At 49.0% G+C, this 18,007-nt stretch carries 16 protein-coding genes and 1 pseudogene; 4 read left to right on the top strand and 13 right to left on the bottom strand.

All coding sequences use genetic code 11. From position 1 onward, the window contains the following. Positions 1-31: 31 nt before the first annotated feature. From ACTQXY_RS13520 to ACTQXY_RS13505, 4 genes are all read right to left on the bottom strand, one after another. Positions 32-1,354 carry a HAMP domain-containing protein gene (locus tag ACTQXY_RS13520; RefSeq protein WP_441659899.1) on the bottom strand — a complete coding sequence of 441 codons (1,323 nt, stop codon included), beginning with the start codon at positions 1,352-1,354 and terminating at the stop codon, positions 32-34. Positions 1,355-1,490: 136 nt separating this feature from the next. Further along, complete coding sequence (locus tag ACTQXY_RS13515; RefSeq protein WP_441659898.1) at positions 1,491-1,640, bottom strand: hypothetical protein; 150 nt, start codon at positions 1,638-1,640, stop codon at positions 1,491-1,493. Between the two features lie 11 nt (positions 1,641-1,651). Beyond that, positions 1,652-2,476, bottom strand: coding sequence for a chemotaxis protein CheW (locus tag ACTQXY_RS13510; protein ID WP_441659897.1), 825 nt, complete (start codon positions 2,474-2,476; stop codon positions 1,652-1,654). A 163-nt stretch (positions 2,477-2,639) separates the two neighbouring features. Further along, positions 2,640-2,876 carry a hypothetical protein gene (locus tag ACTQXY_RS13505; RefSeq protein WP_441659896.1) on the bottom strand — a complete coding sequence of 79 codons (237 nt, stop codon included), beginning with the start codon at positions 2,874-2,876 and terminating at the stop codon, positions 2,640-2,642. Positions 2,877-3,172: 296 nt separating this feature from the next. On the opposite strand from ACTQXY_RS13505, the gene ACTQXY_RS13500 reads away from it, so the two are divergent. From ACTQXY_RS13500 to ACTQXY_RS13485, 4 genes are all read left to right on the top strand, one after another. Beyond that, entirely contained in the window at positions 3,173-3,502 is a 330-nt protein-coding gene (locus ACTQXY_RS13500) for a plasmid mobilization protein (RefSeq protein WP_441659895.1), read from the top strand. Then, on the top strand, positions 3,463-4,803 hold the full coding sequence (locus tag ACTQXY_RS13495; RefSeq protein ID WP_441362832.1) for a relaxase/mobilization nuclease domain-containing protein: 1,341 nt from the start codon (positions 3,463-3,465) through the stop codon (positions 4,801-4,803). Before ACTQXY_RS13500 ends, ACTQXY_RS13495 begins: the two co-directional genes overlap by 40 nt. A 92-nt stretch (positions 4,804-4,895) precedes the next feature. Beyond that, the gene (locus ACTQXY_RS13490; protein ID WP_441362833.1) at positions 4,896-5,162 is read left to right on the top strand and encodes a helix-turn-helix domain-containing protein; all 267 of its coding nucleotides are present in this window, start codon (positions 4,896-4,898) and stop codon (positions 5,160-5,162) included. Then, positions 5,113-5,466, top strand: a complete 354-nt coding sequence (locus tag ACTQXY_RS13485; RefSeq protein ID WP_441362834.1) for a hypothetical protein — start codon at positions 5,113-5,115, stop codon at positions 5,464-5,466. Before ACTQXY_RS13490 ends, ACTQXY_RS13485 begins: the two co-directional genes overlap by 50 nt. 172 nt (positions 5,467-5,638) lie before the next feature. Here ACTQXY_RS13485 and ACTQXY_RS13480 read toward each other — a convergent pair whose 3' ends face one another. The 9 genes and pseudogenes from ACTQXY_RS13480 to ACTQXY_RS13440 all read right to left on the bottom strand — a co-directional run. Next, positions 5,639-6,004 carry a cysteine-rich VLP domain-containing protein gene (locus ACTQXY_RS13480; protein ID WP_441362835.1) on the bottom strand — a complete coding sequence of 122 codons (366 nt, stop codon included), beginning with the start codon at positions 6,002-6,004 and terminating at the stop codon, positions 5,639-5,641. Next, entirely contained in the window at positions 6,001-6,213 is a 213-nt protein-coding gene (locus ACTQXY_RS13475; protein ID WP_441659894.1) for a transposon-transfer assisting family protein, read from the bottom strand. Before ACTQXY_RS13475 ends, ACTQXY_RS13480 begins: the two co-directional genes overlap by 4 nt. Further along, positions 6,210-10,979, bottom strand: a complete 4,770-nt coding sequence (locus tag ACTQXY_RS13470; protein WP_441659893.1) for an antirestriction protein ArdA — start codon at positions 10,977-10,979, stop codon at positions 6,210-6,212. The genes ACTQXY_RS13475 and ACTQXY_RS13470 overlap by 4 nt, the downstream gene beginning before the upstream one ends. A 175-nt stretch (positions 10,980-11,154) precedes the next feature. Beyond that, positions 11,155-13,248: a DNA topoisomerase 3 gene (locus tag ACTQXY_RS13465; protein ID WP_441659901.1), complete on the bottom strand. Its 2,094-nt coding sequence runs from the start codon at positions 13,246-13,248 to the stop codon at positions 11,155-11,157. A gap of 195 nt (positions 13,249-13,443) precedes the next feature. Then, positions 13,444-14,172, bottom strand: a complete 729-nt coding sequence (locus ACTQXY_RS13460; protein WP_441659892.1) for a CD1107 family mobile element protein — start codon at positions 14,170-14,172, stop codon at positions 13,444-13,446. Further along, positions 14,162-14,431: a DUF4315 family protein gene (locus ACTQXY_RS13455; protein ID WP_441659891.1), complete on the bottom strand. Its 270-nt coding sequence runs from the start codon at positions 14,429-14,431 to the stop codon at positions 14,162-14,164. Before ACTQXY_RS13455 ends, ACTQXY_RS13460 begins: the two co-directional genes overlap by 11 nt. 31 nt (positions 14,432-14,462) lie before the next feature. Next, a complete protein-coding gene (locus ACTQXY_RS13450; protein ID WP_441659900.1) occupies positions 14,463-16,475 on the bottom strand; it encodes a CD1108 family mobile element protein in 2,013 nt (670 codons plus the stop codon). Between the two features lie 38 nt (positions 16,476-16,513). Then, a complete protein-coding gene (locus ACTQXY_RS13445; protein WP_441659890.1) occupies positions 16,514-17,464 on the bottom strand; it encodes a DNA methyltransferase in 951 nt (316 codons plus the stop codon). Continuing rightward, a pseudogene (locus ACTQXY_RS13440) lies at positions 17,461-17,904 on the bottom strand (TraG/VirB4 family ATPase); the annotation flags it as partial. The gene ACTQXY_RS13445 and the pseudogene ACTQXY_RS13440, both read right to left, overlap by 4 nt. Positions 17,905-18,007: the final 103 nt, after the last annotated feature.

Raw genomic sequence — 18,007 nt, 5'->3', positions numbered from 1 at the left:
GTTGATAACCGAACCATTTTTCTTGGTAAATCTATGGAAAAAAGTTAGAAATGTGGAAAACTTGATAAAAGAAAAACCCGGACTTCTGTCCGGGACTTTGTCTACAGTCTGTATCATCAATCATTTTGATGATGTTTTTGATTTCATCAGAGAAAGTACTGATTTCTCCCATTGCCGAAAGGAGTTGTTCCATATTTTCCATCGTATCCTGTGCCACTTTACCGACATCAGTTACCAGTTTATTTGCCTGATGTGCATTGTGTGAGTTGGCTGTTATTTGTTCCGATGTTTCGGCAATCGTCGCAGCCAATTCCTCAACGCTGCTTGCCTGTTCTGTTGCTCCTTGTGCAAGTTCCTGTGAACCACCGGAAATCTGCTCTGCTCCCGAATTGATTTGGTCGGCAGCGGCTTGAATTTCTCCAAAGGCAAAATTTAATTTTTTAATCAATTTATCCATAGAAACTTCAATTTCTCTTAGTTCACCCGGAAAAGTCATAGACGGTGACACAGAAAAATCGCCATTTGCCAAATGTCCTCCTACAACTGATATTTCTTCAATTACACGCTTTAATTCCGAGAAGCTTGTTCGCATGCTATTGCAAACTTGTCCGAATTCATTTGTTCTATCATAAGTAATGTTTGAACTAAAATCACCTTGAGAAAGAGCTTGAGTTGCTACTTCGATTTCTTTAAGAGGACTCATAATATCTTTGAGTATCTTTTTTTGCATAATTAGGGAAGTTGAAATAAAGATGATTACAAGCACACCTGTAGCTATCTTACCTATATCACTTCTCTGCTTTGTTTTCGTAATTTGTGTAGTCGCCTCCTGATCGATTGCAGCAGAAAAATTCCTTAAATCCTCTCTCAAATCAGCTGAAATGGGAATATATTCTTCTTCTAAAATTTTCCCTCCTTCTAAATCGCCTTCTTCGGTTACTTTTGCATAGGCATTTTCTATTCTGCTTCGTATCTCTTTCATTTCTACAATTTGCTCTTTAAGATGCGCTGTTACCTTTGCATTTTCGTCAGTGAGAATACGGTCGATAACTTCAAAGGATTGTCCGGCTTCAGTCGCTCTCTTGGCATTATCAGCGATTAACGATTCGATATGGTTCTTATCTGTAGATAATTCCATTTCTAGCAGGTTTCTTTCTACCGCTATTATATTTCTGCGGATATTCTGTGTTTCCATTTCTACAGGAAGTACATTATTTTTTACGTTATCAACACAACTATCCAATCGCTCTATGCCAAGAATAGAAACGAAGAGAGCAATGCAGGCTATCAATATGACAGTTACATTTGTTACAATTAACCTCGTTTTTATAGTGCAATCACTTAATTTTTTCATTTTTCTTAATCCTCCTCAATATGACTGCTGTTATCGTCAGAAACTGTTAAAGCGGTGAATATTTCTTTTTTCGCATTTTCTGATGTTTCCATTGTGGGTAGATTGCAAATATAGCACGCAACATCATTCCACTCTTTCAATGAAAACTGTTCAACAGGAATTTTTTCAAAAGATGAACTAATTTTATTTTCTCTATCTGATCAAGATATTTCAACTGCGATATAAATTCCATACCCATAGAAAACGTAAGGTAGTCCAACAGATGTTTTTCTTGTAATTTTTTCATCTGCCCTCACCTCAATCAAATTCGATACCATTTTCTATATTTTTTATTTCTGATAACAATAAAATATGTGCTGCATCAACGACCAGAAGATTGCTTTCCTTTGGAGTTTGAGCCACAGTATGGACATAAGATTCTCTGGAACTAAAATTCAATTCCTGAATATGGTTCAGCTCCTCTGTCGATACAATTTCATCAACAAGTATTCCTATCTGTGATACACCATCAGAAATTGTTACACACATCTTGTGATAGCTTTTTTGATAAGCATCAACTGCGTCATCTAAGGATTTCAACACTTGTTCCATCGCTTTTTCAGCTTCTTCTTTTATAATTCGTTGCTTTTCAGCTTCATCAGTTGCCGCAAAGCAGTGTAGAGCAGATTGATGCAATCTGATATGCGGCTCATTGATTTGACCAAAATAATGTTGTACTACCTGGCTTGTAGGTTTATACTGATCGTACCATCGTCCAAATTTACAACAATGTGGGTCAGTGGCTAGCGTAAATTCTTCTTGGGTATCCACACAACGCTTCAATGTGTTTACCCAATCAATGTGATCCTTTTTCATCAAAGAAATCATGTCTTGAAATTCCGCCATTTCCTCCTGTACTGTTTTCATTTGAAATAGCTTTCTTAAATCCAGTACCGGGAGCATGGTTCCTCTTACATGAATCAATCCAAGAATACTGTCATCTGCTTTTGGCAGGGCTGTTATATTTTGTGTGATTTCAAAAATGGAATCCACATACCTGCAATCAATTGCATAGAGCTGCTCTTGTAATCTTACTGTAAGCCATAAGTTGAATTCTTCTTTTTCCTTATGATTTTGCTCCATTTTCTTCCTCCTTAAATTATTGTATTGCATGCAGTAAGAAGATTTGATTTTAGTACAATATCTTTGTATGTATTACTGCTAGAAGTATCATAGGGAGTATATTAGTGCTAAGTAGCAAAAAAAGGCGCGTCCCGCCCGTGAAAAAAACACGGGCAGAACACACCTATATGTAATGTATATTCTGTTTCAGCGCAGCAAAAAAGGACAGACCTATTCTGTCTGTCTGTCTGTCTGTCTGTCTGTCTGTCTGTCTGTCTGTCTGTCTGTCTGTCTGTCTGTCTGTCTGTCTGTCTGTCTGTCTGTCTGTCTGTCTGTCTGTCTGTCTGTCAAAATTGTATTGCACAAGGTACATATTGTCAACCCCCTTTGCATAGAAAATCAAAAATATATTTCTTTCCATGTTGGAAATCCGCATACATATATACATTATAAATTATACAAGAAATTCCTATGACTTTCAACTGTTTGCGACATTTTTTTCTTTGCATTTTTGTAATATTTTCTTGATTTATCACCTTTGTAGTTGGCAAAATATGCTTTCCATGTGGTGTAGAGATTGAGGGAAAAAGTTTCTTAGCAAGCATAGGAAAGGGGTACCCTTTCCGTATTTTCGCCCTCCTGCGCTGCGGCGCGTCGCTTGAAAACAGCTTGTTGGGAAGTGTCCCAAACCCTCGGAATGGAAAGGAGTGTGAGCCGATGAACGGCAGGAAACGGACGGTACAAATCAAATTCAGAGTAACAGAGGAAGAACGGGCGTTGATTGAACAGAAAATGCAGCTCGTCCCTACCCGGAACATGGAAGCCTACTTGCGGAAAATGGCAATCGACGGGTACATCATTCAGATAGACCACGCCGACATAAAAGCCATGACAGCGGAGATACAGAAAATCGGGGTAAATGTCAATCAGATTGCAAAGCGCGTCAATGCGACGGGCAGCGTTTACCAAGAGGATATAGAAGAAATCAAGGGGGTGCTTGCGGAGATATGGCGGTTACAAAGATTAAGCCTATTAAAAGCACGTTGAAAAAAGCCCTTGACTATATCCAAAACCCGGACAAGACGGACGGGAAAATGTTGGTGTCCTCGTTCGGGTGCAGCTATGAAACGGCAGACATTGAGTTTGGATTTACCTTATCGCAAGCCCTTGACAGAGGAAACAACCTCGCCCACCATTTGATACAATCTTTTGAGCCGGGGGAAGTCGATTATGAGAAAGCCCATGAAATCGGAAAGCAGCTTGCCGACGCGGTAACAAAGGGGCAATATGAATACGTCCTTACTACCCACATAGATAAAGGGCATATCCATAACCACATCATTTTTTGTGCGGTCAACTTTGTAGACTACCACAAGTACAATTCCAACAAGCGCACCTATTACGGCATACGCAACATCAGCGACAGGCTGTGCCGGGAAAACGGCTTGTCCGTTCTTGTGCCGGAGAAAGGCGGCAAGGGGAAAAATTATGTGGTATATCAGAAAGAAAAAACCGCCAAAGCAAAATTAAAACTTGCCGTCGATACCCTTATCCCCCAAGTGTCCGACTTTGAAGAATTGCTCGCGCGGTTACAGGCAGAGGGCTTTACAATCAAGCGGGGAAAATATGTGTCCTGCTTAGTGCCGGGACAGGAACGGTTTACCCGTTTGAAAACCCTCGGCGCAGATTATACAGAGGAAGCAATCAGAGAACGGATAGAGGGCAAACACACCCGCACCGCCAAAGCTCCCAAGACAGAACAGGGCGTGTCCCTGCTCATTGATATTGAAAACAGTATCAAGGCAGCGCAGAGCCGGGGCTATGAACAATGGGCGAAAATCCACAATCTGAAACAGGCGGCTAAGACTATGAATTTTATTACAGAACACAAGATTGAACAGTACGCCGACTTGACCGCAAAAATCGCAGAGATACAGACAGAGAGCGAACAGGCGGCAGACGCATTAAAAAGCGTGGAAAAACGGCTTGCGGATATGGCGGTGCTTATCAAGAATGTTTCCACGTTCCAAAAGACAAAACCCGCCTATGACGCATACCGCAAGGCAAGGAATAAGGACAGCTACCGGGCAGCCCATGAGCGTGAAATCATCTTGCATGAAGCAGCGGCAAAGGCATTAAAGGCGGCGGGTGTTTCCAAGCTCCCGAACCTCACCGCGCTGCAAGCAGAATATGAAAAGCTCCAGGAACAGAAAGAAGCCCTTTACGCCGACTATGGCAGACTGAAAAAACAGGTCAAGGAGTACGACGTTATCAAACAGAACATAGACAGTATTTTACGGCAGCCAAGAGAGCCGGAACGGGCAAAAGGAAAAGAACGCGGGGAGTAGTTTTGTTTATGCTTATGTGATATAATAGTTCCTATCAAAAGCAGTAATCACAAACCAAAATGATACATTTTCAGCAAAGGAAGTGTCAGCGAATGGAACAGGAAATGCCGGACTATGAAACGATATGCGCCGCCGTTGCAGGCGAAAAATGGGCGTTGGAAAAGGTGCTTGATTGTTACAGCGACGAAATCAACCGCCTTGCAATGGTAAAAAAGCGTCAGCCGGACGGAAGCGTAAAAGAGGAAATCGACGAAGATTTACGGCAAACACTCATAATGAAACTGTTAGAAGCTATCCCGCAATTCCCACTTGAAGAAATGGAAAGAGAGGAAACAGAAAATCGGAACCAAAAACCATAAAAAGGTCGGCGGGAAGTTACTGCGGACAGATAAACAATTTCAACATTTGAAACAGCGGCAAAAAGAAGCTATCAGCCTATGGCTGTATGAAGAATACCGCCGTCTTTGGATAGCAACAGGGCATGAGCCACATAAACGGAATAATTGGAAAATCGTTGCCGCTGTTATGGAACACATAGAAGCTGCGGGGATATGGATACCGGAACAGGAAGTAGCCAAATATTTCTATCGTCGGAAAGCCCATTACCGCAATAGGATTGAAAAAGAGTTACAGACAACAGAAGAAACCAATAAACAGGCATAGAAAAAGCCGGGACGCAGACAGTCAGTAAAGACTATCCGCGCCCCGGTTTTTGTGTGGGTGCAGTTATGAAATGTTACGCAGTAGAACGCTGTTTTTAAGGGAAAAGGTATAAAGCCCTTGCCCTATGGGAAAGCGGCTGTCAAAAGCCCGTAAAACAAGGCTTTTTTCGCCCCTATCGCGTAACAAGAGCGCGCCGCTTTCTCATGCGTTCGGCTGCCTGTCTGCGGGTAATTCGTTTCCGGCAGTCCGGGCAGTATTTGACGCTGTTTGACTTTGAAGCAAAGAACGCACCGCACTCGGTACAACGCTTTTTGTCCTCGGTATTCATCAGCTCCGCATATAAGAGCGTGTCGGCGGGAAGCACCGCCATACGGAACCACTTGCAAAGCAGCGAATAGGAAATGAGCTGCGGGCAGACACATTCCTCCCCGTCGTCAAGCAAGATACAGTTACCACCTATGCAGTTGCAGCACTCCCGTTTTACAAGGGCATTGACTTTCCGGCTTTGGGGCGGCGTAAGCCGCTTAACCGCGCTCATGCTTCATCAGCGGCATACAGGGAAAGCTCGGCGTATTCTTCATCAGTCAAAGCGTCCACTTTGGAAAGGGTGCGCTCTGCAAGCTCCCTTATATCCGCGTCCATGTAAGGCAGGGCGGCGGTCATGTTCTCTATAAGCTGCGCCTTGCCGCCCTCATGGTAAATGCTCAAAAGGTTTGTTTCCTCAACGGTTAATTTCATCATGCTCATACCTCCAAATCGTGATTTTTTGTTTTCGCTGTCTTTTTCTGCGCAGCTCGTTCCTTTTCGGCTTTGAGCTGCGCCCGGATAGACGGTTTCTTTTCGGGCGTTTTTTCGCCCTGTTCATTCTCTGCCTTGATTGCGTTTGCATAGTCGATTAAAGAAATCGGCTCGCCCGCCTTTGCTTTCTGTTCCAGTTCCGCGACGGTAGGTGTCTGCGGGGTGTTGTTGATAAGCCCGTCAAAGTTGTTGTCGTTCTGCTCCACAATGTCCTCAATGGTCTTTAAGGGGTTTGCTTTTTCCGGCTGCTCGGCAGCAATGGCAAACGCCCTTGTACCATTTCCCATAATCAGATATTTTCCGTCCTCGGATTGATGATGTAAGCCGTATCCGGCGGCTTCCATTTGCTCGCGGCTCATATCGGTTACATAGAACGTCCCTCGCGGTGTTCGGATTGTTTCGCCTGTTTCCCGTTCATCGGGGATAAGCTGCTTTTGCTGTTCCTGCAAAAACTCCGGTACTTCCTTGTAACCGATACTGTCTACATAGTGGGCGGTGTTCTCGCCGTTTTGATGAAGCACCACAATATCGGAAACGGAAAGGCTGTGTCCCTTAAAGTCCTGCGGGTGGTCGATATTGAAACGGGTAAAAATATCTTCAAGGGAAGTTCCCGCAGTAAGGGGCGCGGTATAGACAAGCTCGTAATTTGCCCGGTCTATGGTGTGTCCCGCCGCCTGTAAACGGTCGTAAGGTTCAAAGCGCAAGTCCCGCGTCCGTTCCTCATGGGCTAACTGGTAAATCCCGAACGTGTCCTCTTTCCCATAAAGCAAAAGGGCTTCTTTTTCCGGCTCGCTTTCCCTTAGTTCCTGTTTCATGGCGTTGTACTCATAAAAGGCTTCCCATGTGTCTTTTTCCACGCCGAAGATACCGCCGTTTGCTGCGTGTTCCTGTAAATCGGAATGGTCGGTTACGGTTCCCTCGGTGCCGTCCTCATAGATACGGAACACCTCTATGTCCTGTGAGAACAGCTTTTCGGCGGCTTCCTGCCGTAGAGGAAGCATACCGTCCCATGAATAGCCGTAGTCCTGCATTTCTTTCCGGCTGATAGTATCGTCCGGGGCAGGGATTTCCTTTGTCTGCCCTTTTTCCTCCGGCTGTTCCTGTGCTTTGGTATAAAGTTCCTTTACCTGTTCTTGTGTCAGCTCCCCGGTGACAAGCTGTGCCATAAGCTCGCGGCATTTCTCCGGCGTCCCGATATACAGCACGTCGCCAATCGCTGCCGTTCCGTCCTCCTGTGGAAGATAGGCTTGTAGGAAATAGAGGTTTTCTCGGCTGTCGCTGCGCGGGTTGGTTTCTATCTTGTAAATGTATTCCGGCATAGCCGCTTTTTCCCTCGGCGCGTCTTTTGCTTTTGCTGTGGACTGCTGCGCCCGGATATGCGCCCGCTGTAAATCCGTCGGCTTCTCCCCGGTAAGGGGCGCAATGGCTTTGATATAGTTTGCGGCAAAATAGGCGTTGTCATTTAACTGCCTTTGCCATGCCCCGGCTTTGGGCGACCAACGGAAGCCGTTGCCCTTTAATTCCTCCCGCACCTCCGCGTCCGGCTTTTCCTCAAAGAAGATTTGCAGACGGTTATCCTGTGTATTGGCTTCCACCTTGCCGCCCGCAAACTCCCAACCGACATAGCCGATTTCTTTTTGACGGGAAAGGGCTTTGATACGTTCTTTCACACGTCGGATTTCCGCATTGTTGTTGGATAACGCCCATGTGGGATAGGGCTTGTCCTCATAGTGCCAACTGCTCGACATTTCCGCTTTCATCTTTTCGATACCCTCCGGCGATAAGTGGGGGCAGCCGTCAAGGGTCTTGTGTTTGCGGTAGTAGGCGTTTACCGCTTTCATGGTTTCCTGCGATTTCTCCAAGCCCGCAAGTTTCTGTTCCAGTTTTTGAACGGCGTTCGGGTCGTCCGCGCTGATACCGCCCATTCCTGTACTGCGGATTTTATCAAGCAAGCCTTGTATTTCCTGCCATTCCCGGTAGTTGGTATCGCGGGCGGCGTTCTGCTTTTCTTTCTTCCTTGTAGGGAAGTTGGAACCGCCCGCAATGAGGATAGAGGGAACACGCGCGTCAATCTCATAGCCTTTGTTCATGTTTGCCGCAAGTTTGCGGGCGTAAGTATCAAGCAGGCTGTCTATTTTCTCATGGTACATCGGGTCTACCCGCGCTTTTTGACGCTCGGCAAGCTGTACGGCTTCATCAACGTACTGCCTGTATTCAGCCGTTGCGCTGCCTTGCCTGTAATCGGAATAGCTGTTCATTTCCTTTGCTCTGCGGGCGGCGGCTTCATTGATAGTGTAATAGGTGGCTGCGGTCTGTGGTGTTTCCTTTGGGGCAGCTTCCGGCGTTTCTGCGGTTTCTTCCTGTGTTGTCTGTTCTTCCTTTGGGGCTTCCGGCTGTTCCTGCGGCTCTGCTTCGGGCTGCTCGGATTGCTTTGTAAGCTGTCCGTCCTTGTAGGAATAGCCCTGTGCGGCGATAGCTTCAAGGGTGCTTTCCGTAACCTCGCCATGCGTTTTCCTATCCATATCAATCAAGGTTTGCAAGGTGTCCTTTACGGTGTCAGAAAGTTCCTGCTTTTGCTGTGGGGGCAGCTTGTCAAAGACAGGCGTTTCCTGCTCGGTGGTGTGTTCCTGTTCCTTTTGGATTTCTGCAAAATGCCCGTCAATGGTTTCAATGAGCTTTGCGGCGGCATTGTGGATTATTTCAAGAGAACCTTTCAGCTCCGCAAGCTCGCGCCCGCTGCTCCACCCGGCGACATACCCAAAGGAATAGTCCGACGTATCAAGCCCGTAATGCTGGCAGACGGTATAAGCCACGCTTTCCGCTTGTACCTCGCGGGTGCGGCGGTCAAGGCGTTCCGGGTCGTCTATGCCTGTATCATGCAGCGTCGCATGGGCGATTTCATGGATTGCCGTTTTGATGTTCTGCAATTCGCTCATGCCCTCATTGATAGCAATGCGCTGTTCCTCGTAGTTGCAGCGTCCTTTGATACCGTCGCCCAACGCTTCAAAGGCAATCGGGAAAGGAGAGGTCTTTTCAAGGGCTGCGAAAAAATCCCTGTATTGTTCCACGTCGCCCGTCAGCTCATCGGCAAGGGTAGGAAGCTCCTTGCCCTCGGTCTGTGCCACGTCATAAACGCATACAACTTTGAATTTCGGGATAACAATTTCGGTTTCCTCAGTAACGGGTTTCCCGTTCTTATCAAGGACAGGCTGCTTTGTGTCGGGGTCGATTTTCTCCACCTGTTTTTTGACTTTTATCGGGGCAATAATGCGTATGCCTTTTTCATTGGCTTTCACATGGCGTCCGATAGCCGGGTCTTTCCATGCTTCAAAGCCCATGATATGAGAAGCGTCCGGGGCTTGCATGGCGATTAGCACCGTATTCCGCAAGCTGTACTGTGGGAATTTTGACATGACGCGCAGATAATCGGTGTAACGCTCACTTTCAAACAGTTCTGTAATGCCCTGTTCCAAACGGTCGGTGACTTCTTTTAGCTTTTCCTCGGAATTACTGGAAGCCGGGATAATCGGGATAATCGGGCGCGGCTCTGCGGGAAGTGTGGCAGTCGGTACCACGTCAAAGTCTGCTTTCTCCGGCGCGTCCTGTTCCGGCTGCGGCGTTACTCGGTATTCCTGCGGCACGTCCCGCCCGTCGTACCATTCTGTAAAGGTGTTGCGGTTATTGTAGATGTAGCCCCGTTCGGTAAACATACCGTCGTCATTGATAGAAGTGTCCCGCCCGTATTCCTCATACATGAAATACTTTTTTGCTTCCTCCGGCAGTTCGGGTTCTTCCAGTTCATCAACAAGGTAATGCCCGTAATCTTCTTCATTTTTGACAGAGGGGTAAATCCAGTAGCAGTCAAGGTTCTGTGCAAGGTTGATAATGTCCTGCAAGCTGTCTGTGTGGTCGCCGTAGGTAAGGGCGGCAATGAATTTTTCCCGGTCGTCGTCAAACTGCATTTCCAAAAGTTTTGCTAAATAGTTCAGCTCGTCGGGGTGGGAATACTCGCTTAGATGTTCCGTCAAGCCCGGAACAGAGGATTGATATTCCGTAAAATGCCATTCCTCGTAATGCTTGAAGTCAATGCCGATACGGTCAAAGACTTCTTTCAAATGTTCGGCAGTCGTGGGGAATGTTACCCATTCGCCCGCGGGTCTGCCCTCGGTGTACTTCCCAAGATTGGAAAGATAGCCGCTTAAAATCGGTTCTGCCATTCGTTCGCTCCTTTCTTTTTCAATCATGCTTTGCATAAGCTCGTAATCTTCGATACTCATAGTTCCGTCATAAACATAGGGGTCAAAATCTTCCTCGCTGCGGTAGGGTTTTTCAGAAAAGGGAAGCCCTGCGGCGTGGGCGATTTCCTGTCCTTTCTCGATTTCCTCCGGCGATAGGCTGTCGTCGTGGGCTTCGATAAATTCCTTAATGTTGCTGTACCCGTTTTCATAGTGGTGCCGCACTCCGGCGGTCAGCTCGTCAAGGTTCCTATCCTCGCCAAGATAGCCGGAATAATAGCCGTTTACCACAACGGCGGCGGGGTCGGTTTCTCTGATTTCCATAAGGCGGCTTTTGTCCTCCGGGTAGAGGTAGTCGCCCATTTCAAGGTGGAAGTATTCTGCGTTCCAAGAGCGTCCCTCTTTCCAAAACGCCACCCATGCGATACCGTCCCGCAAATCCCCTTGCAGTTCTTTTACTTTGTCCCGTAAACTTGCCATGTGTAACCTCCTTTCATGCCTTACTACAACGCGCCCGCGCTTTTGCCAAAGATTTTTCCGTTTTTTCAGAGGGTTTGGGACACTTCCCAACAAGCAAAAATCCCCGTCGTTCTCGGTGAGAGAAAACGGGGATTTTACGGAAAGGGTACCCCTTTCCTATGCTTGCTGCGTAACTTTATTTCTTCGGAAGCTCCACGCGGTAGTTGACGTATTTTGCGCCCGTATCAGCCAAAACCACGTTTCCGGCGTAGGTCTTGCCTGTTTTCGGGGAGTAGAGTTTTTTCACGCTCGCCGTTCCGTCCTGCAAGAGCGCGGCGGCAATCTTCGGGGAAAAGGTTACTTTGCGTTCCTCAAAAAAGCGGTCGTTCTTCCACATGACAAAGGCACATTCCCGATTGCTGCAATAGTAGTTTTTCTTTCCCTCATAGACAGGAGAACCGCAGCGGGGGCATTTGCCGATAACCGGCTTTTCCTCTTTGAAACGCTCTTTTTCCTTGTCGGAAAGGAACGGATACGTTTTTACCAGTTCCCGCGCCATTGCTTCGATACCGCCCATAAATGCGTCCGGGTCGGCGTTGCCCTTTGCAATCTGTGTCAGATTGTTTTCCCAATCCGCGGTAAGCTGCGGGGAAGTGAGAACGTCCGGCAGGACACAAATCAGCTCGTTTCCGCTTCGGGTAGGAAGCAGTTGTTTTCCCTTGCGCTCCACAAAACCGCCTTTGACTAACTTTTCAATGACAGCGGCGCGGGTGGCGGGAGTGCCAAGCCCTTTGCGTTCTGCGTCCGGGTCGGTTTCCTCATTCCCGGCGCGTTCCATAGCCGACAAAAGGCTTGCTTCATTGTGTGGCTTCGGCGGCGTGGTGTCGTGTTCCGTCACCCTTGCTTCGGGGCGGTCAAAGGTCTGTCCCTCGGCAAAAGGCGGCACGTCTGATACAGGGGCGTTGTCCCCGTCCTCCGGCTCTGTTTTCTGTTTCAGCGTTGCCATAAAGCGGCGTTCCAAGTCTTTCCACCCGGCGGCAAGCACCGTCTTTCCTTTTGCGGTAAAGGTCTGCTCCGCGCAGGAAAAAACCGCCGTAACCGCTTCAAAGCTGTGCGGCTCGGCGGCTGCCATACAAAGGCGCGCTCCGGCAAGAGTAAGGATATTTCTTTCACTTTCGGGAAGTGCGGCAAGGTCGGTCTTTGCAAGCTCCATTGTGGGTATGATTGCGTGGTGGTCTGATACCTTTTTGCTGTTCAAGAGCTTTTTCACGTCCGGCGAAAACGCCGCGCCTGCCATAAAGGAAAACTTTTCGCAAAGCAGCTTGATAATGTCCGCCGCCGTATCGCCCATGTCGTCGGTCAGATATGCGCTGTCCGTTCTCGGATAAGTCAAAAGTTTCTTTTCATACAGGGCTTGTGCAAGGTCAAGGGTCTGTTTTGCGGTATAGCCGAAAATACGGTTGGCTTCCCGCTGTAAACTGGTAAGGTCAAAGAGTTTCGGGGGTGCAGCGGTTTTCTTTTCGTTGGTAATGGAAACACAAACCGCCTGTGCAGCTTCGCAAGCAGTTTTCAAGGTATCGGCTTCGGAACGGTTGGAAAATCGTTCGCTTACGGCTTCCGCGCCGGAGAGCATAAGGCGCACATGGTAGTATTTTTCTTTCTTGAATGTGGTAATGGCTGCGTCCCGGTCAACCAACATTTTTAAGGTCGGTGTCTGCACGCGCCCCACGTTTAGGGTCTTACCGTACAGACAGGAAAACAGGCGGGTGGCATTGATACCGATTATCCAGTCTGCTTTTGCGCGGCAAAGTGCAGAAGAATAGAGGTGTTCATACTCCCGTCCGTCTTTGAGGGAAGCAAAGCCCGCCTTGATTGCGCTTTCTTCCATTGAGGAAATCCAAAGGCGGCGCATGGGCTTTTTACACCCGGCAACTTCATAGACAAAACGGAAAATGAGTTCTCCCTCGCGTCCTGCGTCGCAGGCGTTCACCACGTCGGAAACGTCTGCGCGGTGCATAAGCTCTTTTAAGATTTTGAATTGCTTTCCCTTGTCAGCGGAAACGGTGTACTGCCATTCCTGCGGCAGAATGGGTAAGCTGTCATAGCTCCATTTCTTGTACTGGTCGCCATAGGCGGCAGCTTCCGCAAGCTGTACCAAATGCCCGACGCACCAGGAAACAAGATAGCCGTTTCCCTCCATATATCCGTCTTTCTTATTCTTTACACCAAGGGCGGCGGCGATTGTCTGTGCCACGCTCGGCTTTTCTGCAATGATTAAAGTTTGTGTTATCAAAAAATTCCTCCTTTCAGCGTTCCGGCTCGTTATCCCTTATCTTTCTGATACAGTAACCAACACAAGGGACTTGCCCCTTATAGGGGCAGCCCTCACAGCGGCGCGGAAAGGAAGCGGGCGGGGATTTATCCCGCTTCCCGTTCTCCGGCTTCTGTATCATCATGCGTTCATAGGGGCTATCTGTAAAATAGGTCATACGGTCTTATCTTCCTGTTCTGCGCCGTCCCCGTCGTCGCTTTCTTCCGGCTCGGTTTCCTCGTCCTCGTATTCGTCAAACTCGTACTCGTCAAGATTATCCGTTCCCTTTGCCGCGTCCTTTTTCGGCTTTAAGACTTTGAAATAATAGAACGCCGCGCCGCCAATCCCGCCAATCATCAGCACGATAAGGAGAATACCGCCCATGTGGTTCTGTTTTTCTTCTTCCTGCGGCGGCTCGTTTTCCTGCGGCTCGGCTTCTTTTCCCGTACATTTGCTGCGGTCAGTCGCACATACCGGGCAAGTGGCGTTTACGGCTCCGGCTTCGCATTTCTCCGTACAGGTGCAGACTGCGGGCGGCTCCTCTGTGGGCTGTTTGTCCTCGATAAGCGCGTCAAGGTCTGCGTCGTCCACTTGATTTAAGAAATGGACGGTGTTTTCGCCCTCGGCTGCCCGGTCAATGAGGATATAGAAATAGTTTCCGGCTTTGGTGGTTACGGTGATAAGCTGCTTGTTGCCGCCGAAATCATCTACAAGGGTCGCGTTTCCCTCCGGGGTAAGGGGCGGCGCGTCCTCGGTTTCTTCCACCACAACGCCGCTGTCATTGGTCGCGTCGCTTTCCGGGGGCTGTTCCGTTCCCTGTGCAAAGGCGGGTACGGTAAAGCCGCCCATGAGGACAAGGGCGGCGGCAAAAGCGGTCAGTATTTTTGTGATTTTATTCTTCATCTGCATTGTCCTCCTGTTCTTCATAGTCTGCGGTTTCGGCGGTGTCTGCGGCAGCCATGCCCGGAATACCGCCGCCGGACAGCATAGCGTTCAGCTCCTGCGGGGTCATTCGCATAGAACGTACAAGCTGTACGATTTCAAGGTTTTCCGCTTCGGTTTTTTGCGCGTTCAGTTCTTTCAACTTGTTCTGAAGCTCTGTGATTTTCTCGCGGGTCTTTTGGATTTCCCGGTCAATGCGTTCAATTTTATTCATAGCCATAGTAAAAACTCCTTTCATCATTTCAAAATTGTTAGTCCCAGTTCATCAAGCCGTAGCCCTTGATACATTCATAATCAAGGGAATAGCTCTTTATCTTGCAAGCGTCGCCGGAATTGCCTTCGACGGTGTAAACGCGGCTTCCGTCGGTGCCGATAACAAGCCCTACATGGTCTGCGCTTCCGTCTAAATCCCAGTCAAAAAAGATAGCGTCGCCGGGGGCAAGGTTTTCATAACCCCTTGCGCCCCATTGCCCGCGGCTTTGGAACCAAGGGACACCCTGCGACTGGCAGCCCGCAAAGCGCGGCTCGGATAAGCCCATTTGCCCGTAGCACCAAGATACAAAACAGGCGCACCATTCCACGCGGGAATTAAAACCGTACCAGCTCCAATAAGGGTAGCCGCCCACGTTTCCGACCTGCTGTTTTGCAAGGTCGATAACCTCTTGATTGCCGGGGCGGGTGCCGTTTACAAAATGTACGCCGCTTAAATCCTCGGAACCGCCTGTATCGGGAGAACCGCCGCCGAAAATCAAAGGCTTATTTCCGCTTGTTTCCAAGTACACCTTGAACATTTCAAATTGTTCCGGCGTTAGCAGTTCTTCCGCGATAGAGGAAATGGGGCGGTTTTCAAGTGTTACATGAAGTATGCGGTATTCATATTCATGCTCGCTCCCGTCCTCGTCGGTGTAGGTGCGTATCTCCACTTCCTCGGTCAGCGTCAACGTGTACTGCATGGAAAAGATACGCTCGATTTCTGCCTGTGCGCTTTCCGGCGTGTAGCTCTGCAAAAGGGCGGTCAGATAGGACGCTAATTCATGGGGGTTATGCCCGATAGTATCAAGGTCGTAACGGTATTCGTCATAGCCGGGGTGGGTGCTTTCGATAGCGTCAATCTCGCTTTGCAGCCCGTTTTCCATAGCGGCATAGTTGTTTTCCACCGCCACAAGGTCGCTGTCCTCCGACGTGTAGGACGTTCCGATAACGCCGTTCATGCTGCCGGAAAACATAGCCGAACAAGAGGACAGCCCCGCAAACACAAAGATAATGAGAAGCAGCGCGGCAATGGCGATAAGCACACCTACCGGGTGCCGCATGACGAACGCCGCCGCTTGCCTTGTCTTTTCTGCGGCTTTGGCTGCCGCCCTGCGGGTGTTCTGTACTGCGCCTTTGATACCCTTTGCGCCGCCGTTCTTTGCCGCCTTTGCATACTGCCGTTTTATCTGCTGTTTCTGCCAAAACCGGGAAACGGGGTTGCTCGTAAGCTGCGGGTTATCGTGCAATGCCTTGCGATACTGGAAATTGACATTTGCCTTTGCCGCCGCTTTTTCTGCTTTCGCCGCTTTACGGTAGGGTTTGAGCTTGTGGCTGCGGTAGCCCTGTTTGAGCTTCCTTGCTCCGTACTTTGCGCCTTTTTCCGCTGTTTCCTCGGATTTGTGCGCCCCCTCCACGCCGGAATTGTCTTTCTCAACGGAATGTATCTTGTTATGGACGAAAATCCCGGCTTCCTGCGCGGGACGGGATAAGGGGTTTTTCTTTCCCTTGATATTCGGCTGCTTTTCCTGTTCCTCAAAATGCAAACGCACCTTTGCTTTGCCTGCGGCTTCGTCAAAGGTGCGCTCGGTGGTTAGTTTCTTCTTTTTGGGAATAGCTGCTTTCGCCGCGTCCAGTCGGTCGGCAGCTTTGTTGGATTTTTCAATGTAGCGTTCCAGTTCCGGGGTGGATAGTTCTTCCTCGGTAAACTGCAAACGGGAAGATTGTGTTTTTGCGGTGGCTTCCTGCTGTGCCTTGCGTACCGCTTTTTTGCTTGCCTTGCGGGTATGGGCTGCGTCGATATGCTCCATGACGCGCTCGGCGGTTCCTGTGTCCGGCTTTGCTGCGTGTTCCGCAATATGGGGCAAAGGGGCAGCCGCCCCTTGAAGCTGCGCCGCGTCCTGCGCGGTTTGCTGCTGTGGTGTTTTTCCAAACTCCGCGTCCTGTATGCGTTTGCTCACAAGCTCTGCGGTTTCTTTGGTTTCGTTTACTTCCATAAGCCCGTCGCGGGTCATTTTCTGCGTGATTTTATCGCGGGGCTTTAAGGGGTCTTTCAAGTTTCTGCACCTCCAATCCGCGCCCTCGCAAGGGCGCAATACTCGATATTCAGCTCAATGCCGATATAGCGGCGGTTAAGGTCTTTTGCGGCTTTCCCTGTGGTGCCGCTTCCGAAAAACGGGTCTATGACAATCCCGCCTTTGGGACAGCCCGCCAAGATACAGGTTTCGGCTAACTTCGGGGGAAAGGCGGCGAAATGTGCGCCCTTATACGGAACGGTGTTAATCAGCCACACGTCCCGCTTGTTCCGCATGGTGGGTATGAGTGCGTCGTCATAATAGCCGCCGTCCCTCGGTCGGTTTAGTCCCTGTATCTTTCCTTGTCCGGGTACTTCTTCGGCATATTTGCCGTTTGTGCTGCGCGCTTTTTTGTACCGCGCCGCCGTTGCCGGGGCGATAGGCTCCGCAATGGCGGCAGCGTCATAGTAGTAATGCTTTGACTTCGTAAGCAAAAAGATGTGTTCATAACAGCGGCTCGGACGGTCTTTGCAGCTTTCGGGCATGGGATTTTCTTTCTGCCATATAATATCGCTGCGTAAATACCACCCGTCAGCACGCAAAGCAAAGGCAAGAAGCCAAGGGATACCGATTAAATCCTTTTGTTTGCAGCCCGCCGCCTTTCTTGCGATTGATACGCTTTGTCCGTTCCTGCCTTTGGGATTTTTCGGGTCGGTATAGCCGCCTTTACTCCCGGTGCCGCAGTAGGTGTCTGCGATATTCAGCCAAAAGGTACCGTCGGAACGCAAGACGCGCTTTAACTCATGGAATACGGCGACAAGCCTTTCTATGTATTCCTCCGGCGTATCTTCGCGTCCGATTTGTGCGTCAAGCCCATAGTCCCTAAGTGCATAGTAGGGCGGGCTTGTGACCGCACAATGTACACTTTCGTCGGGCAGTTCCTTTAAGGCAAAGAGCGCGTCGCGGTTGATGATGATGTCTGTTTTCATGTCGCGCTCACTTCCTCCGGCTTCGTCGTCATTACCTTGTAAAGCTCGGTGTCTTTCGGGAAGTGGTCTACAAAGGGCAGAATGACGTTGCCGTAGAATAGAAGTCCCTCGCCCGCTTCGGTGTGGGTAACGTACTTCATCTGCTGCGGGGAAATGCCTAACTGCTTTGCAAGGATAGCCCGGTCGCCCTGCGCCTGATTGAGCATGAGGACAAAATCGCTGTTTTCAAAGATGTTCTCGACTTCGTGGGAAGAAAGCAAGTCCTTGACGTTCTGGGTAATGGCTGTCGGTATGCCGCCCCATTTTCTGAAACGCTTCCAAATCTCAACGGAATAAGCGGCGGTCTGTTCCTCTTTCAGTAGCAAATGAAATTCGTCCATGTAGTAGCGCGTCGCCTTTTTCTCGGCGCGGTTGACGGTAACGCGGTTCCATACCTGATTGTGATAGGTAATCCGCCGCTTTTGCCATATCTCCCGATATGGTAGTCAGGACGGATTTTCCCCCACGTCGCACCGTGCGTGCGGCTTTCGTCGCACACGGCGC

The organism is Faecalimonas sp. LCP19S3_D12 (assembly GCF_052121495.1).
Taxonomy (GTDB): Bacteria; Bacillota; Clostridia; order Lachnospirales; family Lachnospiraceae; genus Faecalimonas.
The sequence above is the reverse complement of the archived record's forward strand: the minus strand, read 5'-3'. Positions and strand labels throughout refer to the sequence as shown.